This is a genomic window from Mycobacterium sp. NPDC050853, from assembly GCF_040653875.1.
In the GTDB taxonomy this organism is placed as follows: domain Bacteria; phylum Actinomycetota; class Actinomycetes; order Mycobacteriales; family Mycobacteriaceae; genus Mycobacterium.
This window is the reverse complement of sequence record NZ_JBFAGW010000001.1, coordinates 1,430,480-1,454,728: the sequence shown is the minus strand read 5'-3', so window position 1 is coordinate 1,454,728 and position 24,249 is coordinate 1,430,480. Positions and strand designations below refer to the sequence as shown.

The following is a 24,249-nucleotide window of genomic DNA, read 5'->3' as shown; positions in this document are numbered from 1 at the left end:
AAAAGAAGTCGGCTGATGGCCATGATCGGCACGTTGGCCGTAATGGCCGCGGCCATTGTTGGTGCCGGCGCGTACTACGTGAAGTCGAAGCTGGATAACATCACGCTGACCGCGCAATTCGAGAATGCCTCGGGCCTTTATGAAGACAATGTGGTTGCGGTGCTGGGCATGCCGGTCGGCAGGATCACGAGGATCACGCCCAAGTCGGGGTACGTGGAGGTGCAGTTCACCGTCGACAAGGACGTGAAGGTGCCCGCCGATGTGCAGGCCGTCACGCTGTCGACGTCGATCTTGACCGACCGCCAGGTGGAGCTGTCCCCGCCCTACCGGGGCGGACCCACACTAAGGGACGGTGACACGATCGGGCTGGGCCACACCAAGACCCCGGTGGAGTTCGATCGGGTGCTGGGCACACTGGACCGGCTTTCGCTGTCCCTCAAGGGAGATGGCAAAGGACAGGGCCCGGTAGCCGATATCATCAACTCCGCAGCCGGAGTCGCCGATGGTAACGGTGAGAAGATCAAGGCCGGGCTGGGGGAGCTATCCAAGGCGCTGCGGCTGAGCTCGGAGGGTGGGGCGACCACCCGCGAGCAGATGACCACCATCATCAAAAACGTCAGCTCTCTATTCGACGCGGCGGCGGCCAATGACGGCAAGCTGCGTGAATTCGCTTCTACCGTGCGTCAACTGAGTCGGATCCTCGATGATGAGGCGTTGGGCACCGGCTCCACCGGCCGCAGGTTCAACGATCTGGTCAAGCAGGCTGGTGACATCGTCGAAGCCAACCGCGGCGACCTCAAACAAACCATCCTCAACTCCAACACCGCCCTCAAGGCGGTGGTCGATAACCAGCGCGAGATCTCCGAGTTCATCGACGTCACCCCGCTGGCGTGGGACAACATGTACAACGTCGTGGACCAGGACAACAAGCGACTGCGCGTCCGGTTCATGACGGATCGGCTGCTGTTCGAGAGTCAGATGGACAAGGAAATCTGCAACATGATGGGACTGCGCCAATTGGGTTGCGGCACAGGAACCCTGCAGGACTATGGGCCTGATTTCGGGCTGACCTACGTCCTGGATGGACTCGCGGCGATGGGACAGAAATGATGGCCGCACGTACGGGGTTGATGGCGTCGGCCGCAGTGGCTGCCACCCTCCTCAGCGGATGCGCGACCAACGGCCTGGGTGACCTGCCGTTGCCCGCTCCCGGGATCGGTGACGGTGGCTATCACCTCACTGCGCTCTTCTCGAATGTCCTGAATCTGCCCGCCAGTGCGAAGGTGAAACTCGCTGGTGCCGATGTGGGGCAGGTCGACGAGATGCGAGTAAGCAACTTCACGGCCATCACCACACTGCGCATCCTCGACGGGGTGCGGCTGCCCAAGGGCAGTACCGCCGAATTGCGGTCGGCCACACCGCTGGGTGATGTTTTTGTCTCGATCCGGCCCCCTGCAGGAGTGCCCTCGGACGGACCGGTCCTCAACGACGGCGATACCATTGGTCTCGACGCGACGACCGCCGCAGCGACGGTGGAGTCGGTGCTGAGCTCGGCCGCGCTCGCCTCCAACGGTGGTGCGGTGCGCAACCTCACCAACATCGTCAATGGATTCGGCAAGGCGACCGGCGATCAGGGCCAGGCGTTCGGGGACTTGATCAAGGACTCCAATCAGCTACTGAGCACCCTGAATTCACGCTCTGCGCAAATCTCCGAGGCCCTCACCCAGACCTCGCAGTTGGCCGACAGGCTCGATGCCAAGAACCAGACCGTCGCCGATATCGTGACAGCGGCGGGGCCGGCAACAGAGACTCTGGCCGCCAACACCGCGCAGCTGTCCGAACTCCTGCTCACAGTGGGTGATACGACACGCCAGCTGCAGAGGTTCCCATCGATCGCCGGTACCGATACCAGCGGTCGCAGCATCATCGCCGATGCCAATACCGTTTCCCGGGCCTGGAACGATGTGGCACAGGATCCCGACACCAGCCTCGCTGCGTTCAACCGCATCCTCCCGACGGCCATCAAAGCAACTGCCGGAAACTCACTTTCGCTGCATGCGTCGCTCGACCAGCTGGTCCTGGGTTCGATACCCGATGTGGGCTCCCTCGCCGATATCGGCATCCACGGGCCCAAGCGGTCCAACTGGGCGCAGCTGGCGGGGTCCATCAAATACACGCTGTGGCGCCTGCAGGAACGCGTTGTGGGCAAGGGTGCGTATGGCCAGGACACTCCTGTGCGCCCCAGCCCCACCGAACCCGGTGTCATCGAGCCTGTTCCGGCGGCCCCAGGCGCCGGACGATGATCAACGCGATCGCCAATCCGCTGATCGGTGCTGTGCGTGCCGGTCATCGCCAGAAGGCAGTGCTGTCGGGTGTGGCACTGGCATTGACCTTGGTCCTGGCAGTGACCTACTTGTTCGCGGGTGCATTGCGCGCCAACCCCTTTGCGTCCACCTACCGGGTCACCGTGAAGCTGCCGGAGTCTGGTGGGCTGTTGCCCCGGCAGGATGTGGCATTGCGGGGAGTCAAGATCGGGACGGTGCAGTCGCTGGAGATTACCCAGCAGGGTGTCGAGGCGACCGCCGAGATCCAGTCGAAGTACACGATCCCCGCGGCGGCCAAGGTTCGAGTGACCGGCCTCTCTGCCGCGGGTGAGCAGTACCTCAACTTCGAAGGCACACCCGATCAACAGGGCCCATTCCTTAAGGACGGCAGTGTGATTGCCGAGGGTGTGCAGGTACCTGTGACGCTGGCCAAGCTGCTCGCTGATGCTGATGGGCTGTTGGCGCAGGTGGACCCCAAGAAGCTGGAGTTGATCAAAAGGGAGCTGAGCCTGAGTAAGGAGGGCCCGCGCAAGCTCACCGAGATCATCGACGGCGGCACCTTCTTGCTCAGTACCTTGGATTCGGTCTTGCCGGAAACCACCAGCATCCTCAAGACCAGCCGGGTGGTGCTGACCTTGGCTGCCGATAAAAACTCCGGTATCAAGGCCACCGCCGACAGCCTGGGCCGCACCCTACGCGGTGTGGACAAGATGCAGAACGGCTACCGCACCCTGGTAGGACAGACGCCCACAACACTGGGCGCGGTGGACAACCTGTTCGTCGACAACTCCGACACCATGGTCACCCTGCTCGCCAGCCTGGCCACCGTTTCGCAGATGCTCTATGTTCGCGCACCTGCCATCAATGCGTTTTTTCCCAACTACCGCGGATCGACGTTCGGCGCGATCGCTGACACCATGCGCGACAACGGCCTCTGGGCCACCGCCGACCTGTATCCACGGTATGCCTGTGATTACGGCACCCCTCGTGTGCCACCGTCTACCGCCGATTTTCCCGAGCCGCCGCTTTATACCCATTGCGTCAGTGATGATCCGGCGGTGTTGATTCGCGGCGCCAAGAACGCACCGCGGCCCGCGGGCGATGACACAGCTGGCCCGCCGCCGGGCGCCGACCTCGGGAAGAGGACCGATCCCACTCCCAAGGGGAGGTTCACCGTCCCGACTCCACAAGGCGGGCCGACGCTGCCCATCGAACCTCCGCGCTGATCGAGATATGCGGTTGGTTGGAGTGACACATGGGTGACGAGAACAATCCAACCGCACCACGGCAGCGCCTCGCCCGGGGACAGGGTTGGCGGCTGCGGCAGCAGATCATCGATACGGCGATGGACCTCATCCTCAGGTCCGGCGAGGCCCGCGCTCCCTCGGCCCGCGAATTGACTCGGGAGCTGGGTATCACGGCACCGTCCCTGTACCGCCACTTTTCGAGCACCGATGAGTTGGCGGACGCCTTGTGCTCGAGATACTTCGAACAACTCGGCGAGGCGCTGCAGCGGGCGACGTTCAACATCTCCACGGCGCTGGAACGACTGCAAGCGCTGGGCCTGGCCTACGTGCGCTTCGCCGCGCAGAACCCGCTCTTGTACCGGTTCGCGACCGCACGCCCACCGCGTCTCGGCAGCGAATCGGACGAAATACTTAGCAGTTCAGCCTTTCTCCACCTCCAGGGCGTTGTTCAACAACTCGTCGACGAAGAACAGTTCCCGCCGGGTGACACCCTGGAACCGGCCCTGCAGCTGTGGGCGACTACTCACGGGGTCGCCTCGCTGCTGGTGACTAGGCCACACCTGCCGTGGGGGGAGCAGGAATCCTTTGCGTCCCGAACCCTGTACGCCGCGTATCTGGGACATGTAGCGGCAGAAGACCTAGACCGTGCGGGCCCCGGTGATGAGTAGACCTACCTAGCGCGGTGAGAAACCCCTACTCGCGGTAGTAGGTCTACGTGTTCACCTCAGATCGAGTAGCCGTCACGCTGAGAGGCATGACAGATCCACAGTTGCAGCAGATGACCGCGACGTTGGACGAACTCGACGGGCGTGAGCGTGCGCTGCGTGCCGAGCTCGATGCGCTGCGGGGCCGGATGATCGAATGGACCCAGGCCGAATACCATAAGGCTCAGCAGTATTGGGACGAGTACCGGCGCACTCAAGGCGCCACACCGTCCGCCGCGCCGGTCCCGGTACCACCGGTCCGGATACCCGTGACGGTGCAGGTGCCGGCCGCGTCTAGGACAGCACCTCCTCGGCAGAAACCATTCTGGGCACGTGAGGGATTCGCCAGCAAGGCGATGGCCTTCGCGGGTGCGGTCGTGACACTTGCCGGGGTGGTCATGCTCCTGGTGCTGGCCGCCAAGAGCGGGTACTTCGGTCCGATACCACGCATGCTCTCCGGTGCCGTCCTCGCGGCCGGTCTCATTGGACTGGGCATCCGGGTGTATTCTCGTCCCGGGGGCCGGATTGGTGGTATTGCCACCGCAGCAACAGGATTCGCGGCCGCATTCTTCGACGTGCTGGCACTGACGGTGATTTACGACAAGATTCCGGTGCTGGCGGGACTGGTTCTCGCGTTGGCTATCACCGGCGCCGGCTTGGTGCTGGCGCGGAAGTGGAACTCGCAGCCCTTTGCCGTGGGTGTGGTCGCGGCGATCACCTCCTTGGCTCCGTTCCTCACCGATGGGTTCACCGCGGAACTCGCCGCCTTCGCGCTGGTGCTGCTGATCGCGAGCCTGCCCGCTCAGATCGGCCGGAATTGGCCAGTGCTGCACGCCTTCCGGACCGTTGGCGTCACCCTGACGCTCCTCGCGGCCATTCGTGCCGCCGCGGGACATCCGTATGCTCTGCTCATCATGGCGGTGCTGGCACTCCTGGTGACCCTGCTGGGGTCGCTGTGGCTGCTCACCGGCGACCATGCCGGCCAGGGTGACCTGACTTCGTCGGTGATGATCGGTATCGCCTCTATTCCGGTTCTCTACAGTGCCTTGTCCTTCGCGGTGTGGCCGCTCGGAGTGCTGGTACCTGTCGGGGTCGCCGCGGTGATGGGCGCGGTGCTGCTGTTGGTCGGTGGCCTTCCGGTGCATGCGCGCATCACCATGACTGCGGTCGCGGGTCTGGCGCTGCTACAGGCCTCGGTCGAGGGCACCCACGCGGCCTTGCTCGCGGTCGTGTTACTGGCCATTGGGTTGTCCTTCTCCGCCATCGGCTATCAACTGCGGGACCGTATTTCATTGGTAGTGGGTCAGGTGTTCGGCGCGCTGGGCGGTATGGCGTACATCGCGTACGTGCCCCCGGAGCTGCTGACGGACTCGAGCAGCGCCGTGCACGTGGCGGGGCCGCTGTTGATCGTCGCGAGCGTGCTCGCGGCCGTCACAGTCGGCATGGTGATGGCGGCCATGAACCGGGTCGGCTGGGCGAACCCGGAGTCCGCTCCCGTGCGAGGTGTGGTGGCCGGGGTGTCGATGCTGTATTCGGGGACCGCTGCAGTCATTCTGTCGGGCACCGCGCTGCTCGGCAATATCGACGGGTTCCTGCTGGGCCACGGTCTGGCAACGGTGTCTTGGATGGCAGTATCCGTGGCGCTCCTACTCGCCGGACTGCGGCGCTACCGCGACCAGAGTTGGGTGACCAGAACGGGATTCGTTCTTGCCGCGATGGCCGTCGCCAAGCTGTTCCTGTTCGACCTGGCCACCCTTGACGGTATCGCACGGATCGGTGCGTTCATCGTCACCGGCCTGCTGCTGCTCGGCGGCGGCACGCTGTACGCGCGTGAATATGCAACTCGCGGTGAACTATCCATAACCGAGCTGCCCGTCAAGTAGCCCATCAGACTCCGTGAGTGGTGGTGGAGAGGGACGTCGCTAGATGCGGCGTCCCTCTCGGCGCAGCAGATCCTGGGCGCTGACACTGCCACCGCGGCTGCGGCGGGTGGCCTCGTCCGCGTCCTGCTGCTGTTGCGGCGTGCGCTTTTGGTCGCGATCCTGCCCAGGTGCCGGCAGTACCTCCGTCGCATCAGCGGCGGGGGGAGCGGGCTGCGGCGACTGAGGAGGACGCGGAGCTCGAGGTGGACCCTGCCGCGTGGCATCCGGTTTAGCGATCGGCATCGCCGTCGTCGCGTCCTCACCGGCTGTGCCATTGGCACGGTTCGGCTGTGCCGGTTGCGGTTTGGGCTGAGGCTTGGAGACGGGAATCGCGGTGGTCGCATCTCCCGATTCAGCGGCCGGGCCGGAGCCGGGCTGCTTGGGGCCGCGCAGTTCGCCGAGCCACGACTCGATCTCTCTATCGGCATTGCGGCGGTCCGGGCGATGTGTCCCCGCGACGCTGGTGCGGGCGGTCGGAGCGTCGGGACCGGAAGGGTTCCCACCAGGCACACGGGTAGTGGGCGCATCGGTAGGAGGAACGTTCTTACCGGGTACCGACATCCGTGTCGTCGCGGGTGCGTCCCCACCGTCGTTACCTTGCGACGGCAGGTTGACCGGTGTGGTCGGGGGAGCGGGCGGGGGCGGAGTGGGCCGCGCCGGAGCCGACGGATCGTGCTGGCGCGGTGCGGGTGCCGAGGGCAACCGGGTGCGCTCGGAGGCGATCTGCAGCTTGGTGGTGCGTGCATTGGACCCGACCGGGGACACCGCCGCAGCGATAGCCTGCTCGCGGCCGGTGGGACGCTTGCGCTCGTCGGGGAGGGTGACTTCGCCGAGGCCGAGCTTCACCTGCACACGCTTCATCCACACCGGTGCCCACCAGCAGTCGTCGCCCAGCATCTTCATGACCGCCGGGATGAGCAGCATGCGGACCACGGTGGCGTCCAGGATGAGCGCCGAAATCAGACCGAAGGCCAGGTACTTCATCATCACCAGATCGGAGAAGGCGAAACCGCCCGCCACCACGATGAGGATGAGCGCGGCCGCGGTGATGATTCGGCCGGTGTTGGCGGTGCCCACCCGCACCGCCTCAGCGGTCGACAGCCCTTGCGCTCTCGCCTCGATCATGCGGGACATGAGGAACACTTCGTAGTCACTGGACAGGCCGTAGATGACGACAATGATCAGGACGATGATCGGCGCTGTCAGGGGTGTCGGCGTGAAGTTGAGCCACTTGGAGAAATGCCCGTCGACGAATATCCATGTCAGGATGCCCATGGTCGAGCCCAGGCCGAGGGCACTCATCACCGCGGCCTTAATGGGCAGCACAAGTGATCCGAATGCCAGGAACATCAGGATCGTGGTAATGCTGATCAGGATCACGATCACGAGCGGCAGCTTGTCGAAGACGCCGTTGATCGAGTCGTATTCGAGTGCCGGGGTGCCGCCGACATACATTGTCACGCCCTTGGGCACGGGCATGTCGCGCAGCGCTTTGACCTTTTCGCCTGCGGTGTTGCGGACGATCAGGGCGTTCTGGATGACCTTGACGCTGGCGTCGCCGTCGGTCGTGACGGCCTTACGTCGCTGCCACATCTGGGTCTTGTCCCCATCGGGCTCCACGAAGCCGGGGACCTTCATGGCTTCGGCACGGATCTGGTTGAGCTGAGAGTCGGTGGCGCCCTTGGTGACGATGGTGATGGTCTCGGTGCGGAAACCGGGGAAGAGCGTATCGAAGTCTTCCTGCGCCATGCGGGTGGAATTAGTTGGCGGCAAGTACTTTTCGCTGAAGCCGCCGAGCTTCAGGTTGCCCAGAGGGATGATGAGTAGCAGCATCACGATGACGATCGGGACGGCGAACGCCACCGGCCGCTTCATCACGAAAACCACTGTGCGGCCCCAGAATCCGTTCTCGAGCTCCTCGCGTGACTTGGTCCGGCTGAACCGCTTGATACTCAGCGCGTCGACATGCCGACCGAGCACGCCCAGACAGGCGGGCAGCACGGTTACGGCCAGAATCGCGGCGAGCAGCACCGAGGCGATACCGGCGTATGTCAGCGACCTTAGGAACTGCTGCGGCACGATCAGCATGGGCATCAGCGCCGCTGCGATAAGGGTGGCCGAGAACATGACGGTGCGGCCCGAGGTGATGACGGTGCGGCGGACCGCGGTCTCGGTGTCGTACCCCTCGGCGATCTCCTCGCGGAAGCGGCTGACGATGAACAGCGAGTAGTCGATGGCGATACCCAAGCCGATGAGCGTGACCACCGGCTGGGCGAAGAAGTGCACCGGAGAGAAGAGGGTGATCAGCCGCATGATGCCCAGCGCGCCGGCGATGGTCAGGCCACCGACCATCATGGGGAGCCCGGCCGCGATCACACCGCCGAAGACGAAGAACAGCACGACGGCCATGACCGGCAGCGACAGCATTTCCATGCGCTGCGTGTCTTTGTCGATGGTTCCGGTGAGCTCACTGGCGACGGGCTGGAGGCCGGCCAGCTGGATATCGACGCCGTCGAGCAGGAACTTGTTCTTCGCGGGATCGGGTTTTGTGGCTTTTTCCGGGTTCGCCAGTGCCTTGTAGTTATTGAGGATGGTGTCGTCGTTATCGCCCTTAAGCGCGATCGAGACGAAGGTGTGTTTGCGATCCGGCGTCACCATCCGCATGACGGTGGGGTCTGTCGTCGTCGGCGCGCGCAGCCAGCCGGCCCAGCCGTAGATCTGGTCGGGGTTGTCCTTCTGCAGCTGGTCGAAGTGATCGGTCAGCTTCTTCTGGAAGGCGGGATCATCGACGGTCTTACCGTCGGGAGCCGCGATGACCGCGACAACGTGCGTGGTTCGGTCGCGGCCCAGGGCGTCGTCCGCCATGACCGATGCCTTCACCGATTCGCTGTTGTCGTCGAAGAACCCGCTCTGCGTCACGTGGTCGCCGAGGGTGATACCGAACAGTCCGGAACCCAGGCAGATCGCGACGAACGCGGCAACGACGATGAACCGATACCGGTACACCATTCGACCCCACCAGGCGAACACAGATATCTCCTAACTAGCGACTGTCACGCGCCGGTTTTCATGTCCTGGACGTAAGCAACGCCGACAACGGTCGGAATGGCTGTAACCAGGCGCCTTCGTCGGGGAGCGAATCTAGACCCACCCGCGGCAAGGCTCGGGGGAAAACTCCGGGTATGTCCTCGAGATCGACGAACCCCAGAGTATCCGAGGTTAGCGCCCAACTCGCATGTTCGCGAAATCCCAGCACACTGACGGGGACCCCGTCACCGGCGATCTTCTTCAACGGTTCGCGGAAAGCCTGACCATCTGCCGAGGCCACAAACACCCCGGCCAGGCCTTCATCGGACCGCAGCTCGATATGAGCAAGCATGTCGGCGTCGACGTCACTGTCGTCGTCGATCTTGGGTTTGGCGAATACCGCAAACCCAACGTTACGCAGCGCCTCGACCCATGGGCGTACCACTTCGGCACTCCCCGACGCGATATTGGTAAACACAGTGGCCTCGGGTTCGACGAGGCAATCGGGATGGTCTGCCGAATACTCGGCGGTGCGCTCCAGCAGCCAACGGCCCAGAGCGTCGAACCGCGGTCGGTTCTCCGCCGATGGGCGGCCGCCGATGATGGAGCCCAGTCCCATGTCGAGGTTTGGGGCGTCCCACACCAGCAGCACCCGCAACGACCGGCGGCGGATGGAATCGTCGGCCGTGTTCGGGTCCCGTAAATCTTCGGCGACGCTCACAATCGTTTCCAGACGAAGTCGTTGATCGTGCTGCCGACCGTGTGCGCTTTTCCCTCGAACTTGGTGGTGGGCCGGCGCACCGAGACCGGAACGCTCGGATCGTGAACATCGAGTCGGTGCAGTGTGGGCTCCGCGTCCCCGACCTCGGCGATATGTTCCGCGTAATCCGCATGGTCGGTGGCCACATGCAGGGTGCCGCCCGGGCGGAGCCGGTCCGAGAGCAGTGCCACGGTGCCCGCCTGCAGCAGCCGCCGCTTGTGATGGCGGGTCTTCGGCCACGGATCCGGGAAGAACACTCGTGCCGCGGTCAGCGACCCCGATGGCAGCAGATGCTCCAGCACGTCGAGCGCGTCACCGCGGATCAGTCGAACGTTTTCGATGCCCTCACGATCGATCGCGGAGAGCAGCTGAGCGAGCCCTTTGCGGTAGACCTCCACCGCCAGTACGTCGAACTGAGGTTCCTCAAGTGCCATCGCGGCAGTAGATGTTCCTGTGCCGCAACCAATTTCGAGGATTAAGGGGGCGGTGCGTCCGAACCATCTGGCGGGCTCCAGGGGCGGGCAGGAACCGTCGGCTTCGCGGGCGACCCGGCCGTACGTCGACCACGATTTGTCCCAGGCCTTTTGCTGCCCCTCGGAGAGTGACGACCCGCGCGATCGAAAGCTCGACACACGGCGTGTGTGGTGGTGCTGGCCGTCCGCATGGGCAGTGGAATCGGCAGTGACGGTGCCCGGGAGCTCGTCGGTGGCTGATCCAGCTACCGCACAGCCCCGCTCCTGGCCGTCACAACGCATCTTTCCATGGTCACCTATAGGAGGCAGATCCCATAATCCCGGCGCGGATTGATACTCAACAGATGCCTACCAGGGTGGAACCTGCCATCGGCGCAGGTGACAATGTGAGCATTTCCGTTGACCGAACGACTGGAATAGGTGATGACGCGGGGGTTTGAGATCTTCCGGGGAACGCTCGACCGGTTCGCGGCGCGCCCCGAGATTCGGCAGGCACGCGGTGGCCAGCGCATTCACGATGTCGCGGTGCGGGCGGGCGACCCGCTGCGGGTCACGGTTCGGGGCCGCGCCGGTGTGGGTGTCACGAGCGTTATCGGCGCGTTGGGGCGCACCATGCCTGCCGAGGCCGGACCGGGACATGCGCTTATCGAGGTTCCGATCCCCAACCAGGATCCTGCAGATTCCACCGACGCCATGGATGTCCAGATCGTGGTGTTCGCGGAGGTGCTCAAACCCGAAGATCGTGCCGTCCTGGCGGCATCCGCAGCCCCCAAGGTGCTGATCCTCAATAAGGCGGATCTAACCGATCCCGGCGGCGCCCGTGGTCCATGGACCGCCGCGGTGGGGCGCTGTGCCGAATACCGCGCCGAGACGCGGGTTCCGACGCTGCCGTTATCCGCGCACGTCCCGCTGGCCGATCTCGACGAGGGCATCGTCGAGGCCCTCAAGTCGATGGTCGAGCACCCGGCCGACACCAGTTCCGTCGACGCCTTTGTCACCTGCACACATGAGGTGCCGGTAGCAATGCGGCGGCGCTTACTGCATGAGTTGGACCTATACCCGATGGGCTGCGCGATCGGGGCGCTCCGGCAGGTTCCCGGCCTGGGGGCGCCGGCGCTCACCGCGCTGTTGCGTGACTTGTCGGGTATCGACGCGGTGGTGGACGCCATTCGTGCCGCCATTGCCCAGGGCTGGTACCGCCGGATGCGATCGGTGCTCGCCGAACTTCACCGGATCGGGGTGACGGGTGTCCTGCCTATGCAGGTCGACGCCTTCCTGACCAGCGACGACCTGCTGGTGGCCGCAATGCAGTGCGCAGTGGACGCCGCCACGGCGGCGGGTATACCGGTGGAGCTGAGCGATCATCCCGAGGATCACCGCTACCGCGCCGAGCGCTGGCAGCGATTCGCCGCGGGACCGGTGACCGCCACCTATGCCGCGATGGGCACCGACATCGTGCGTGGGTCGTTGCGGCTGTGGCGGCTGGCCGGAGGTCGAGCGTGAACTTTCCTGTTGATAAACCGGCAGACAAACGGGTCGACGAGTTGGTACTCGCGGTGGACCCCGCGCTCGGCCCGCTGGGCGTGGACCTGCAAGACGTGGTGATGGTGACCGGCGGCTGGCTGGCCGGCGCCTCGACGCTCGCGGGCGGCTTGGCGGGGCGCATGTCCGGAGTGCGCATTGTCGAGCCCGAGGATCTGCAGCACGGGCAGGCGCCGGGAGTGGTCGTGTTCGTGTGCAGCGGGACGGCGCCCTTGACGCCGTCGGATTGCGGTCTGATCCAGCTGGCCGCCGCCAATACCGATGCGCTCATCGCCGTGGTGTCGAAGATCGACGTGCATCAGTCCTGGCGCGAGGTGATGGATCGGAACCGGGAGATCCTGGCCGAGCACGATTCCCGATTCAGCGGTATCACCTGGCTGGGGGTATCGACGCGTGGAGACGCACCGGGGCTCGACGAACTGGTGCGCGCCGTGCGTAAAGTCCGCGAAGAACCTGCCCGAGATGAGCGAAACAGACTGCGCGCCTGGGCAACTCGTCTACAGGGCATGTTGAATGTCTCCCCGGAGGCCGGGGAGGGCGCTCGTGCCGATGAACTGCGCAATCAGCGGCAGGCAGCGGTACGACGGACGCGTTCGGGCAAGTCCGAGCGGACCTTGGCGTTGCGCAACCGCGTTGCCCAGGCCCGCATGACGCTGCTGTACTTCGCGCGCAAGCGGGTTGGCTCGGTAGGCGGTGAGCTACGCGAGGACATCGCCGAACTGAAGCGGCGCGATGTGCCGGGGTTTGGCGACCGGGTGCGGCGTCGAATGGCCGAGGTGGTCGCCGAAGTGGAACAGGGCACCGAGGAACACCTTGCTGAGGTTTCCTCCGAGGTGACCCAGCATTGGGTGGCCCCGAGGGCCAGCGCCAACCGCCCGGTGCCGCCCGAGACGAGCGACCCTTCGGTGCGGTCACGCCGTCTGGAGACGCGGATGATGGCGCTATTCGGGGTGTTCTTCGGTCTGGGTGCAGCGTTGACGGTGTCGCGGTTGGTGGCGTACGCGCGCCCGGGCCTGGCCCTGGTGGGTTTGGCGGTGGGCCTGGTGGCCGGAGCGTGCATCGCGGTGTGGCTGGTGGCGGTGCGGGGGCTTTTGCACGATCGGGCGGTGCTGGACCGCTGGCTGGGCGACACCATGGGGGAGCTGCGCGGGTACTTGGAGCAGTGGGTGGCTGCGCGGGTGTTGGAGGTGGAGACCAGGCTCAACGCCGATCTGGTCGAGATCGACGAACGCGAGAACGACAAGCTGGCCGCCCGGGTCGGGCAAATAGATACCGCGCTGCGCGAGGCCGCCATGAATACCGCACGGGCAACAGCACTGCGTAACCGTGACCTGCCGTCGGTGCACAAGGCGCTAACCAAAGTCGCCGAACGGCTGGACGCGACCGGCCGAAAAGCTGAGAATAGGTCGATGGGCCGCTTGCGGGCGGCGGGTCAGGCTGAGGAGGATCAGGCGGAGTCATGATCGAAGGTTTTGACCAGGGACTACCTGGGGGACTCGGGGAAGGAGTGCCCGAGCCGGGGCATGCCCTCAGTCCGGACCTGCACGTCGATCACCATATGTACCTACCCAATGGCGGTGAGCTAATCGACCTGGGGAAAGACCTCATCGACACCGACCACGACGGCATCGGCGACACCGTCGCGCTCCATCCGTCCGACGGGTCGACCGGGCTTTCCATAGTCTCCGATATCGACGAGGACGGTGTGGCGGACAAGGTGACCACGTTTGGCGCGGACGGTACCTACGAGACCTGGGTCCGCGGATCCGGTGCGCACTGGGAGCTCATCGAACACGGTCGCGTCGGGGAAAAGTAGTACCTGCTTCTGGCCGTCGCCTGCTTGCCTTCTATCTGATCTTCGCGCTTTCTGTGACTAACTGTCAGCGACCCCGTTTCACGTCGAACATGGTCGGCGTTAACCTCATATATCAAGGTCCCGCCCGGCGTCGGCGCGGCCCTGCGTACCTACAGAGGAGATGCTCTCGATGACAGCAGCGACCATTCCCGGTCTTGACAACGCTCCCACGAAGCATGCGGGTTTGCTTGCCTGGGTCCGTGAAATCGCTGAGCTGACTCAACCTGATCGAGTGGTGTTCGCTGACGGCTCCGACGAGGAGTTCGCGCGGGTCTCTCAGCAGCTGGTGGACGCCGGAACCTTTCAGCGTCTGAATCCCGAGAAGCACCCCAACTCGTTCCTTGCGCTATCGGATCCGTCGGACGTTGCGCGAGTGGAATCGCGCACCTACATCTGCTCGGAGCGTGAAGAGGACGCCGGCCCCACCAACAACTGGGTGGAGCCCGCCGAGATGCGCGCGACCATGACCGAACTGTTCCGCGGCAGCATGCGCGGACGGACCCTGTGGGTGGTGCCGTTCTGCATGGGCCCGCTCGGCGCCGAGGACCCAAAGCTGGGAGTGGAGCTCACCGATTCGGAGTACGTCGTCGCCTCCATGCGTGTGATGACCCGCATGGGTGCCGCCGCGCTGGAGAAGCTGGGTGATGACGGTTTCTTCGTCAAGGCGCTGCACTCGATCGGTGCGCCCCTGGAGCCTGGCCAGGAAGATGTGCCGTGGCCGTGCAATGACACCAAGTACATAACTCACTTCCCCGAGACGCGTGAAATCTGGTCCTACGGTTCGGGTTACGGCGGTAACGCGCTGCTGGGCAAGAAGTGCTACTCGTTGCGCATCGCCTCGGCGATGGCGCATGACGAGGGCTGGCTCGCCGAGCACATGCTGATCCTGAAGCTCATCTCGCCCGAGAACAAGGCGTACTACGTGGCCGCGGCATTCCCGTCGGCCTGCGGTAAGACCAACCTCGCCATGATCCAGCCGACGATTCCCGGTTGGCGTGCAGAGACTTTGGGTGATGACATCGCCTGGATGCGCTTCGGCGAGGACGGACGCCTGTACGCCGTCAACCCGGAGTTCGGTTTCTTTGGGGTGGCACCGGGCACCAACTGGAGCTCAAACCCCAATGCCATGAAGACCATCGAGGCCGGCAACACCGTCTTCACCAACGTCGCCCGTACCGATGACAACGACGTGTGGTGGGAAGGCCTGGAGGGTGAGCCCGATCACCTGGTCGACTGGAAGGGCAACGACTGGTACATCCGGGACACGGAAAGCAAAGCCGCCCACCCGAACTCGCGTTACTGCACCCCGATGTCGCAGTGCCCCACCCTGGCCCCCGAGTGGGACGACCCGCAGGGTGTGCCGATCTCGGCGATCCTGTTCGGCGGCCGTCGCAAGACAACTGTTCCGCTGGTGACCGAGGCTCGAGACTGGCAGCACGGCGTGTTCATCGGCGGCACTCTGGGTTCGGAGCAGACCGCGGCCGCCGAGGGCAAGGTCGGTGCGGTGCGCCGCGACCCGATGGCGATGCTGCCGTTCATGGGTTACCACGTGGGCGACTACCTGAACCACTGGATCAACGTCGGTAAGCAGGCCGACGAGTCCAAGCTGCCCAAGGTGTTCTTCGTCAACTGGTTCCGTCGCGGCGGCGACGGCCGATTCCTGTGGCCAGGATTCGGCGAGAACAGCCGCGTGCTGAAGTGGATCGTTGATCGGATCGAGCACCGGGCCAACGGTGTTTCCACCCCGATCGGCACCGTCCCAGCCGTCGAGGATCTGGACCTGGCAGGTCTGGACGTCGATGAGGCCGACGTCGCCGAGGCGCTGACCGTGAACGTTGACGAATGGCAGGCCGAGCTGCCGCTTATCGAGGAGTGGTTCGAGTTCATCGGCGACAAGCTGCCGACCGGCGTCAAGGACGAGTTCGACGCCCTTAAACAGCGACTCGGGTAGCGGCTTCCGAACCGATCTGGTCGACGCTCCAGGTACGTGACGCCTAGGGTTGTGGAATGCGCTTCGCGTTCAAGACATCTCCGCAGAACACCACCTGGGACGACATGCTGGCCATCTGGAAGGTGGCCGACGAGATCGAGGTCTTTGAGTCCGGCTGGACCTTTGACCACTTCTATCCGATCTTCTCGGACTCCAGCGGGCCGTGCCTCGAAGGCTGGGTGACCCTCACTGCGCTCGCGCAGGCCACCCGACGGCTGCGTGTCGGGGTGCTGGTAACCGGCATTCACTATCGGCATCCGGCCGTGTTGGCCAATATGGCCTCGGCGCTGGACATCGTGTCCGGTGGCCGCTTGGAACTCGGCATCGGTGCCGGCTGGAACGAGGAAGAATCCGGCGCTTACGGCATCGAGCTGGGCAGCATCAAGGAACGTTTCGACCGGTTCGAAGAGGCCTGCGAGGTGCTCACCGGTCTGCTAAGCCAGGAGACAACGAGCTTCGAGGGCAAGTTCTACCAGCTGAAAGACGCACGCAACGAGCCCAAGGGGCCGCAGAAGCCGCACCCCCCGATCTGCATCGGCGGCAGCGGCGAGAAGCGGACGCTGCGGATCACCGCCAAGTACGCCCAGCACTGGAACTTCGTGGGCGGACCGCCCGAGGAGTTCGCCCGTAAGCGTGATGTGCTGGCCGCGCACTGCGCGGATATCGGCCGCGACCCGGGCGAGATCACGCTCTCCGCCCACATCCGGCTCGGCGAGGATCGCGACTACGCGAAGGTTGTCGACGAGGCCGCCGCGCTGGGCGCGGAGGGTCTGGACTTGGCGATCATCTACCTGCCCCCGCCGTATGACCCCCGTGTGCTGGAGCCGTTGGCCGAGGCGCTTCGTTCCTAACCGCGAGAGCGCAATCAGATACGCAGAATGGCAGTCCCGCGTATCTGATTGCCTTCTCGGCAGGTAGTTCTAGCCGGTCTTGCTCTCCAGGGCCGCCAGCGCCGCGGCGATCGCGAGGTACTTGTTGGTGCCCAGCTCGCGCACGGTTGAGATGTTCAGGGCTTCCTTCAGTGCCGCGTCATGCTTCTCGGTGAGACCGGCGAGAGCCGACGGCGGTGCGTCGAGGACGTCCTTGAGGTCCTTGTTCTCGTAGGCCTTATCGAGTGCCTTCTCGAGATTCACGGATACAGCCATCGTTCCTCCTCTGGTTTGCCCCGCCCGTCGCGCACCCTAGTTAGCGAAGCTGTGAACCAACGCTGTTTGGCTATCCGCGATCCGAATTGCAGGTGAACGGCCCGAATCGGTACCCGGATGGCCATCTAATTCAAATATGCGCATAATGCAATTAATGAATACCCCGGCTGAGCCACCCACAGTCTGGTCTCTGCTGGAGTGGAACCCACCCGCCGTCCCGGTGCTACCGATCGTCGCGGCCCTGCTGGTACCTGCTGAGTGTGGTTCGGCTACGCCGGATGGGCCGCAGCTGGCCATGGTGGTCGACGGTGTCCTTCCTATCCGGGTGTCTGATCCTGGCTGCGGTCATGGGACTGTCGATAGAGCGTTACGGATTCCGGTTGTTCAGCGCCTTCATGTTCCAGCAGTTGACGCTGTCGATCCTGGTGCCGCCCTTGTTGGTGCTGGGCTCACCGGGGCGGCTGCTGTTGCGGTCGACACCTCATCAAGGGCCCGGCAGGTGGGTGCTGGCGGCCGCGCTGGCCGGGTTGCGCAGCCGTACTGCCGCGTTTCTACTGCACCCGGCCGTCACCCTTCCGCTGTTCCTATTCAGCTATTACGGTCTGTACTTGTCGCAGCTGTTCGACACCATTGCCGCTACCTGGCTGGGGCACAACGGATTAGAGATCTTCTTCTTGGTCACGGGCATGCTCTTCGTCATCCCGATCCTGTCCACCGACCCTCTGCCGATTCGGCAGACCAACCTCGGCCGGATGTTCGACATCTTCGTGGAGATGCCGCTGCACGTGTTCATCGGCGTCATTCTCATGATGGCGCCCAGGCCTTTGATCGGGATCTTCGCCAACCCGCCCGTCGAGTGGGCCGTTGACCCGGTGCAGGACCAGGCGGTGGCAGGTGCACTGGCCTGGTCGTACGGTGAGCCCATCGCGTTGGCGACCACCCTGATCTTCGCCATCCGGTGGCGGCGCGAGGAACTGGTCGAGACCGAGGTGCGCGAGGCCGATGATGCCCGTCAGGAAGACGAATTAGCTTCGTACAACCGGTTTTTGCGGCAGCTGCACGGTGACCGGCCGGATCAGGGCGCGTAGCCGCGGGCCGATCCGTCGGGGGTCGTGTACTTGACGATCAGCGAGCAGTCCTTGCCGCCCAGTCCTTCGTCGATGAGCTGCTGGAACTGCTCGGTGACCATGGTCGCCGCGGGCAGTTTCACGCCGGTAGCCTCCCCGGCGGCCAATGCCAGCCGGGCGTCCTTGTGTGCCAGGTCCACCGTGAAGGTGGCATCGAAGTTGCGGTTGGCGGCGGCGGATTCGATGATGTCCGGCACCGGGTACCAGGTCTGCTGTGCCCATGACCGTGCCGAGGAGACCGAGCAGATCTCCCAGAACACCTTGGGGTCCAGGCCGAGTCGGTCGGCCAGTTGAGAGCCTTCCGAATTCGCCATCATGTCGATGAACAGCATCATGTTGTTGCAGATCTTGGCCGCCACCCCAGCCCCGCCGTCTCCCGCGTGGATCACGCGTCCGGACATGGGCTTGATGTAATCGGTCGCCTCACCGACGCTTTCCAGGCCGCCGCCGAGCATGAAACATAGCGTGGCTGCGTGCGCGCCGCTGATGCCGCCGGATACCGGGGCGTCGACGAACCGGAATCCGCGCCGTGCCGATTCCGCGTGACAGTACCGAGAGGTTTCGATGTCGACGGTCGAGCTGTCCACCAGAAGCGTTGACGGCGAGGCGTTCTCCCAGATCCCGTAGGGGCCTTCGAACACAGAGCGTACATGCTCGCCCTTGGGCAGCATGGTGAACACGACTTCGGCGCCGGCCAGTGCCTCGGGGATGCTGTCGACCGCGGTCACGCCATGGGCTTCGGCGCCGGCGAGCGCATCACCCGAGAGATCGAAACCGCGCACCGTATGTCCAGCCGCTACCAGGTTGGCAGCCATCGGGCCGCCCATGTTCCCCAAACCGATCCAGCCGTATGTCGCCATCTGTTCAACCTAGCCGTGCGCGATCGGCGGCATCCAGCTCATGCAGTGAACTGCCCTTGGTCTCGGGCAGGGCCCAGACGGCGATCAGGGTGATGGGAGCGACGGCCGCCAGATAGATCGCCACCGGCACCCAGCTGTGGTACCTGCTCAGCAGCGCGGTACCGATGACCGGAGCCAGTGATCCGGCGAAGATCGAAGTCACCTGATAACCCACCGACACCCCCGAGTACCGCATTCGGGTGGGGAACATCTCCGCCATGATCGCCGGCTGCCCGGCGAACATCAGTGAGTGCACCAGCAGCCCGATCAGGATGGCCGCCAGGATCACCCAGTCGTTGCGGGTGTTGAACATCGGGAAGGCGATGAAACCCCACCCCGCCGCCAGCAGAGCTCCCAGTGCATACGGTGCGCGTCGCCCGACGATATCGGTGTACCGGCCGACGATCGGAAGTGCGATCGCCTGAACTACGTGACCGATCAAGAGCAGCAACAGGATTCGCTTGTTGTCTATATGCAGCTGGGTCTTCAGATAGGTGATGGAGAAAGTGACAACCATGTAGTAGAGGATGTTCTCGGCCACCCGCAGCCCCATGGCGGTGAACACCCCACGTGGGTACCGGCGGAACACCTCGATGACGCCGTAGGAGGTCGATGAGCCGCTTGCGCGAAGAGAATTCGGCAGGGCCTTGCTCTCTTCCAGTTCTCGGCGGGCTTCCTGGAAGATCGGTGCATCGGATATCCGGGTGCGGATGTAATAGCCGATCGCGACGATGATGACCGACAGCCAGAACCCGACGCGCCAGCCCCAGGACAGGAACGCGGCGTCGGAGAGGGTCCACGACAACATGAGCAGCACGAGGGTCGCCAGCAGGTTGCCGAGCGGTACGGCCGCCTGGGGCCAGCTCGCCCAGAAACCGCGCTCCTTGTCGGGGGAGTGCTCGGCCACCAGCAGCACGGCGCCTCCCCATTCACCGCCGACGGCGAAACCCTGGAGGAACCGCAGGGCGACCAGCAGGATCGGTGCGGCGTAGCCAACCTGGGCGAAGGTCGGCAGACAGCCCATGAGGAAGGTGGCGACGCCGACAAGCACGATGGCGATCTGCAGTAGGTGCTTGCGGCCGTAGCGATCTCCGAAGTGCCCGAACACGATTCCGCCGATGGGTCGGGCGACGAACCCGACCGCGTAGGTGAGGAACGCCTTGATGATGTTGTCGAGGTCGTTACCGGCCGCCGGGAAGAAGACCTTGTTGAAGACGAGGGTGGCGGCGGTGGCGTAGAGGAAGAACTCATACCACTCGACGACGGTGCCCGCCATGGATGCGGCGACGACCTTACGCAGGCCGGTCGGTGTGGGGTGGGGACCGCCATCGGGCGGGGCGGTCAGCGACATGGCGCCAACCTAGCGGCGACACGCCGTCTCGTGGCGGGATTGTGCGAGACGTATCCGCCAGGAGACGGCGTGTCGGCGGCTAAACGCTTTCGAGGCTGACGCCCATCGGCAGCAGCACGCTCTTGAGCTCGCAGTACTCCTCGATACCCTCGGGCCCGTTCTCCCGACCGATACCGGACTGCTTGTACCCGCCGAACGGGCAGCTGGGGTCGAACGCATACCAGTTGATGCCATAGGTGCCGGTGCGGATCTGCGCCGCGACCTCAAGGCCCTTGTGGACATCTGCGGTCCACACGCTGCCCGCCAGGCCGTAGTTGGAGTCGTTCGCGATCTTGATGGCCTCGTCCACCGAGTCGTACGCGATGACGCACAGCACCGGGCCGAAGATCTCCTCCTGCGCGATGGTCATCGAGTTGTCGACATCGGCGAAAATCGTTGGCTGGACGAAGTATCCGGAGTCCAGGCCCTCGGGGCGCTTGCCGCCGAAGGCCAGTCGAGCGCCTTCCTCGATGCCTTTGGCGATGTAGCCCTCGACGCGGTCGCGCTGTTTGGCGGTGATCAGTGGGCCGACCTGGCTCGCCGGATCGGTAGGCAGCCCGACCGTCATGATGGATACGAAGTTCACGATGCCGTCGACGACCTCGTCGTACCGCGACCGCGGCGCCAGGATGCGGGTCTGGTTGACGCAACCCTGCCCGGCATTCATCAAACCGGCGAACACCAGCATCGGCAGGCTGGCGGCCAGATCGGCGTCCTCGAGGACTATGGCCGCGGACTTGCCGCCCAGTTCCAGCGTGACCTTCTTGAGGTTCTTGGCGGCGATGCCGGCGATCTCCTTGCCGACGGCGGTGCTGCCGGTGAAGCTGAACACGTCGATGCCGGGGTGATTGGTGAGGGCGCGGCCGGTCTCGGCCCCGCCCGGCACCACCGACAACACGCCCTCGGGCAGGCCGGCCTCTTCGAACACCTCGGCCAGGATGAAACTCGACAGCGGCGTCTCGGCGGCGGGCTTGAGAACCACCGGGCAGCCGGCCAGGAACGCCGGGCCAATCTTGTTGAGCGCCAGGAACAGCGGAACATTCCATGCCGCGATGGCGGCCACGACACCGGCCGCTTCGCGGGTCACCAGTGTCTGTCCGTAGGCACCATTGCGCAGCTCACGCCACTTCACGGCGTCGGCGGCGTTGGCGTAGTACTGCAGGGCACCGAATCCGCCCATCCACTGTAGCGTCTCGACAACCGGTGGGGGAGCACCGGTCTCATCGGAGATGACGGCGCAGACCTCGTCCTTGCGCGCCTCCAGCAGCTGCACCACCTTCTGCAGCACCGCCTGGCGCTCGTGTGGGGTCATCCGTGGCCACGGGCCGTCCTCAAAAGCGCGGCGTGCGGCGGCGACTGCGCTATCTACGTCAGCGGCGGTGGCGAGCGGACACTGGCCCACCTTCTCGCCGGTGGCGGGAGAGAAGACCTCAATCACGTCGTCGGTGGCGGGTTCCGTCCAGGCGCCGCCGATGAAGAGCTTGTCGAAGTTGTGCGTCATGAATCGCTGTCTCTCTCTTGGTGTGTATCAATAAATCCAGTGAATCCGGAGGGAGCGTGGGGGCCGATGGGGCCAAATTCGAATAACCCCGTGCCGTGCACCTCGACACCGTTCTCGGTCGCCGTGAACGCGGCCAGGTTGTCCACGGGGCAGAGCATCTTGAGCGTCGGGTCCAGCTCCTTGACGTTGTAGCGCTTCCCCTGGACCACCTGCTCGCCCTGCCACATGCCGTGCCGCCAATCGGGATCCAGGCCGTAGCCGGTACCGAATCCGAAGTAATGCGGCAGGAGGATCTCGGCCTTCACCGTGATATCGCCCAGCTGTAGCGTGGCTTCCGACGCTTCGCGGGTGCCCGGGATCAACGTGATGTCGTGTTCGACGGCGGGCAGCTCCTCGACCTCACGGGACGGGTCCCGCCAGACTCGGCGCGCACCGGACACGACCCGGTCGCCTTTTTCGTTCTCCTGGTTGATCAGGATGATCGAGTACTCGGGGAAATCGATCACGTTGTAGAGCCAGTAGAAGCCGCCCGCCAACGTGGCCCGGCGGCCGGCGGGTTCACCCTCGCCGACCGGACGGATGCCCCAGGAGCGATCGCGGTTACCCGACCAGTTCACACCGTCGAGCTCGTGCCGCTGCCCATCGACTGTCAGATGCCCTGCCCAGGTGCCGGTTTGGGCAAAACGAGAGGTGTCGAACATGACCCGACCCAGCTGGCGCTGATAGTGCCCCGGCTCCAGGGAGGCGGGGATGTGCCCGGTGTAGGTGATATCGAAGCTCAGGTCGTAATCATCGCCCGGCTCCAGAACCACCCGAATCTTCTTGAGGCCTTCCAACACCTCGATCCGGTAGGGCCCGACGGCGAGGTCGGCGCGGTCGGCCCCGAGCGCGCGGGATGCCCGGAACACCACGATGTCATCGCCGTGGCGCACCGAGGCGAATGCGTCTGTCACCCCGAGATTGGGATAAACCCCGAGCCCGGTGATCAGATAGGGGAGGTCCGCTTGCCCGCCGTGGCAGCCGAAGTAGTAGCGGTCGTAGAAGTTTCGGTCGGAGGTTCCGACATGCCGGATCACATCGGCGATCTGATGGATCGGGTAGTCGTCGAACGCGGAAAGGCTCATGCGCCGATCCCCTCTCCCAGCTGGGACCAGTACGCTCCGTCGAGCATCTTCTCCAGTGTGGCTCTATGCAGGATCAGGTCGTCGGGATCTTTGGGCATTTGTGCCTGTCCGAATGCCATGGCGCGCATCTGGATTCGCGCCATAATGATGGCGTGTTGCAATGCTGCGTAGGCGGTGTAGAAATCCAGGTCGGCGGCGTGGTGTCCGGTGAGCGTGGCGTACTCGGCGGCAATATCCTCGCGCCGGCAGAACGTGGGTAATCCGGCCAGTCCGGCGATTTCGGCCAAGTCCTGGAAGAACCTGTGCAGGAAGATGATCCAGCCCAGATCCAGCTCGCGTGGTCCGATGGTTGCCATCTCCCAGTCGAGCAGTGCCACCGGTTCGAAATCACGGTAGATGACGTTGCCCGGGCGCGAATCACCCCAACTGACAACATCTTTAGCTCGCAGGGAGTCGTGGGGCCAGTTCTCACGTAGCCAGTCGAAACCGCGATCGATCAGCGGAATGGTCGGCCCGTCACCGCGCACCCACTCGTAGAGCTCCCGGGTGCGGCGCACATGGGCGTCCAAACCGGTCTCGTCCTCGCGGGCGTCGTTGAGAAACGCGAAATTCTCCACCGGCGCGGTGTGAATGCGTGCGAGCTGATCCACGGTGAGCCGCTGCATCTTGCGACGGTCGGCCTCGGAGGCCTCGGTCACCCAGGAGCCGAAGGTGTAGGGCATGCGATCGGGCGGTACCTCGCCGTCCACCCGATCCATCACGAAGAACTCACCGCCGAGCACCGCGGTGTCGTCGCAGTACCACCTGACCGACGGAACCAGGGCCTCGGAGTGCTGGCCGAGTTGGTCCATCACGTCGAACTGGCGGCGCATGTCATAGGTGGGGAAGACCGGGCTCGAGTCGGGCTGAGGTGCCGTTCTGATCACCAGGCGGTGGGCCGCGCGCTCGCCGTTCTCGGTCCATTGCGCATCGGCCAGGATCGTCTCGCTGGACATGCCGTTGGCGCTGGGCAACTCCGCGTGGTCCACGCTGAGCGCGGCATCGGTCGGCAGTTGGGCTGATATCCAGTCGGTAAGTGCGCCGCGCAAGGTTTCCGGGTCGCGTTGTGATTCCGCGGGGCGTGCAACGTCCTCGTGCGTCGCTGTCTGCTCAGTCAAGGTGTCGTGACTTCCGTTTCATGTCCGCCTCGTTGCGTGACGCACGCAACACTACCGGGCAG

The 24,249-nt window shown here is 64.5% G+C and carries 17 protein-coding genes and 3 pseudogenes; 11 read left to right on the top strand and 9 right to left on the bottom strand.

Annotated features, from left to right (window positions below; genetic code table 11):
• The first annotated feature begins 15 nt into the window (after window positions 1-15).
• The 5 genes from AB0H22_RS07170 to AB0H22_RS07150 are packed head-to-tail and all read left to right on the top strand — an operon-like array spanning window position 16 to window position 6,158.
• On the top strand, window positions 16-1,110 hold the full coding sequence (locus tag AB0H22_RS07170) for an MCE family protein (protein WP_358146130.1): 1,095 nt from the start codon (window positions 16-18) through the stop codon (window positions 1,108-1,110).
• Complete coding sequence (locus AB0H22_RS07165; RefSeq protein ID WP_358145708.1) at window positions 1,110-2,303, top strand: MlaD family protein; 1,194 nt, start codon at window positions 1,110-1,112, stop codon at window positions 2,301-2,303. Before AB0H22_RS07170 ends, AB0H22_RS07165 begins: the two co-directional genes overlap by 1 nt.
• Window positions 2,300-3,550, top strand: a complete 1,251-nt coding sequence (locus tag AB0H22_RS07160) for an MlaD family protein (protein ID WP_358145706.1) — start codon at window positions 2,300-2,302, stop codon at window positions 3,548-3,550. Before AB0H22_RS07165 ends, AB0H22_RS07160 begins: the two co-directional genes overlap by 4 nt.
• A 29-nt stretch (window positions 3,551-3,579) precedes the next feature.
• A complete protein-coding gene (locus AB0H22_RS07155; RefSeq protein WP_358145704.1) occupies window positions 3,580-4,239 on the top strand; it encodes a TetR/AcrR family transcriptional regulator in 660 nt (219 codons plus the stop codon).
• Between the two features lie 47 nt (window positions 4,240-4,286).
• Window positions 4,287-6,158, top strand: a complete 1,872-nt coding sequence (locus AB0H22_RS07150) for a DUF2339 domain-containing protein (protein WP_358145703.1) — start codon at window positions 4,287-4,289, stop codon at window positions 6,156-6,158.
• Window positions 6,159-6,197: 39 nt separating this feature from the next.
• Here AB0H22_RS07150 and AB0H22_RS07145 read toward each other — a convergent pair whose 3' ends face one another.
• The 3 genes and pseudogenes from AB0H22_RS07145 to trmB all read right to left on the bottom strand — a co-directional run.
• Window positions 6,198-9,227, bottom strand: a complete 3,030-nt coding sequence (locus tag AB0H22_RS07145) for an MMPL family transporter (RefSeq protein ID WP_358145702.1) — start codon at window positions 9,225-9,227, stop codon at window positions 6,198-6,200.
• Window positions 9,228-9,264: 37 nt separating this feature from the next.
• Window positions 9,265-9,945 (bottom strand): NYN domain-containing protein, encoded by a 681-nt coding sequence (locus AB0H22_RS07140; protein ID WP_180749281.1) that lies wholly within the window; start codon window positions 9,943-9,945, stop codon window positions 9,265-9,267.
• Window positions 9,942-10,643: pseudogene (trmB, locus tag AB0H22_RS07135) on the bottom strand (tRNA (guanosine(46)-N7)-methyltransferase TrmB); the annotation flags it as partial. The gene AB0H22_RS07140 and the pseudogene trmB, both read right to left, overlap by 4 nt.
• A gap of 237 nt (window positions 10,644-10,880) precedes the next feature.
• Here trmB and AB0H22_RS07130 point away from each other — a divergent pair.
• From AB0H22_RS07130 to AB0H22_RS07110, 5 genes are all read left to right on the top strand, one after another.
• The gene (locus tag AB0H22_RS07130) at window positions 10,881-11,960 is read left to right on the top strand and encodes a hypothetical protein (RefSeq protein ID WP_358145700.1); all 1,080 of its coding nucleotides are present in this window, start codon (window positions 10,881-10,883) and stop codon (window positions 11,958-11,960) included.
• Window positions 11,957-13,462: a hypothetical protein gene (locus tag AB0H22_RS07125; protein WP_358145698.1), complete on the top strand. Its 1,506-nt coding sequence runs from the start codon at window positions 11,957-11,959 to the stop codon at window positions 13,460-13,462. Before AB0H22_RS07130 ends, AB0H22_RS07125 begins: the two co-directional genes overlap by 4 nt.
• A complete protein-coding gene (locus AB0H22_RS07120) occupies window positions 13,459-13,815 on the top strand; it encodes a DUF6802 family protein (RefSeq protein WP_180749278.1) in 357 nt (118 codons plus the stop codon). Before AB0H22_RS07125 ends, AB0H22_RS07120 begins: the two co-directional genes overlap by 4 nt.
• 169 nt (window positions 13,816-13,984) lie before the next feature.
• Window positions 13,985-15,805, top strand: a complete 1,821-nt coding sequence (locus tag AB0H22_RS07115; RefSeq protein WP_180749277.1) for a phosphoenolpyruvate carboxykinase (GTP) — start codon at window positions 13,985-13,987, stop codon at window positions 15,803-15,805.
• A 56-nt stretch (window positions 15,806-15,861) separates the two neighbouring features.
• The gene (locus AB0H22_RS07110) at window positions 15,862-16,695 is read left to right on the top strand and encodes an LLM class F420-dependent oxidoreductase (protein WP_180749276.1); all 834 of its coding nucleotides are present in this window, start codon (window positions 15,862-15,864) and stop codon (window positions 16,693-16,695) included.
• 69 nt (window positions 16,696-16,764) lie between these two features.
• On the opposite strand, the gene AB0H22_RS07105 is transcribed toward AB0H22_RS07110, so the two are convergent.
• Complete coding sequence (locus AB0H22_RS07105; protein ID WP_180749275.1) at window positions 16,765-16,989, bottom strand: hypothetical protein; 225 nt, start codon at window positions 16,987-16,989, stop codon at window positions 16,765-16,767.
• Window positions 16,990-17,125: 136 nt separating this feature from the next.
• On the opposite strand from AB0H22_RS07105, the pseudogene AB0H22_RS07100 reads away from it, so the two are divergent.
• Window positions 17,126-18,077, top strand: a pseudogene (locus AB0H22_RS07100) (cytochrome c oxidase assembly protein).
• Here AB0H22_RS07100 and mmsB read toward each other — a convergent pair.
• The 5 genes and pseudogenes from mmsB to AB0H22_RS07075 form a co-directional block, all read right to left on the bottom strand.
• On the bottom strand, window positions 18,065-18,976 hold the full coding sequence (gene mmsB, locus AB0H22_RS07095) for a 3-hydroxyisobutyrate dehydrogenase (RefSeq protein ID WP_180749273.1): 912 nt from the start codon (window positions 18,974-18,976) through the stop codon (window positions 18,065-18,067). The pseudogene AB0H22_RS07100 and the gene mmsB sit on opposite strands and share 13 nt — an antisense overlap.
• 4 nt (window positions 18,977-18,980) lie before the next feature.
• Window positions 18,981-20,366: an MFS transporter gene (locus tag AB0H22_RS07090; RefSeq protein ID WP_358145693.1), complete on the bottom strand. Its 1,386-nt coding sequence runs from the start codon at window positions 20,364-20,366 to the stop codon at window positions 18,981-18,983.
• 79 nt (window positions 20,367-20,445) lie between these two features.
• Window positions 20,446-21,906 carry an aldehyde dehydrogenase gene (locus AB0H22_RS07085; protein ID WP_180749271.1) on the bottom strand — a complete coding sequence of 487 codons (1,461 nt, stop codon included), beginning with the start codon at window positions 21,904-21,906 and terminating at the stop codon, window positions 20,446-20,448.
• Window positions 21,903-23,030, bottom strand: coding sequence for a hypothetical protein (locus tag AB0H22_RS07080; RefSeq protein ID WP_180749270.1), 1,128 nt, complete (start codon window positions 23,028-23,030; stop codon window positions 21,903-21,905). The genes AB0H22_RS07085 and AB0H22_RS07080 overlap by 4 nt, the downstream gene beginning before the upstream one ends.
• Window positions 23,027-24,239: pseudogene (locus AB0H22_RS07075) on the bottom strand (phosphotransferase family protein). Before AB0H22_RS07075 ends, AB0H22_RS07080 begins: the two are co-directional and overlap by 4 nt.
• Between the last annotated feature and the right edge of the window lie 10 nt (window positions 24,240-24,249).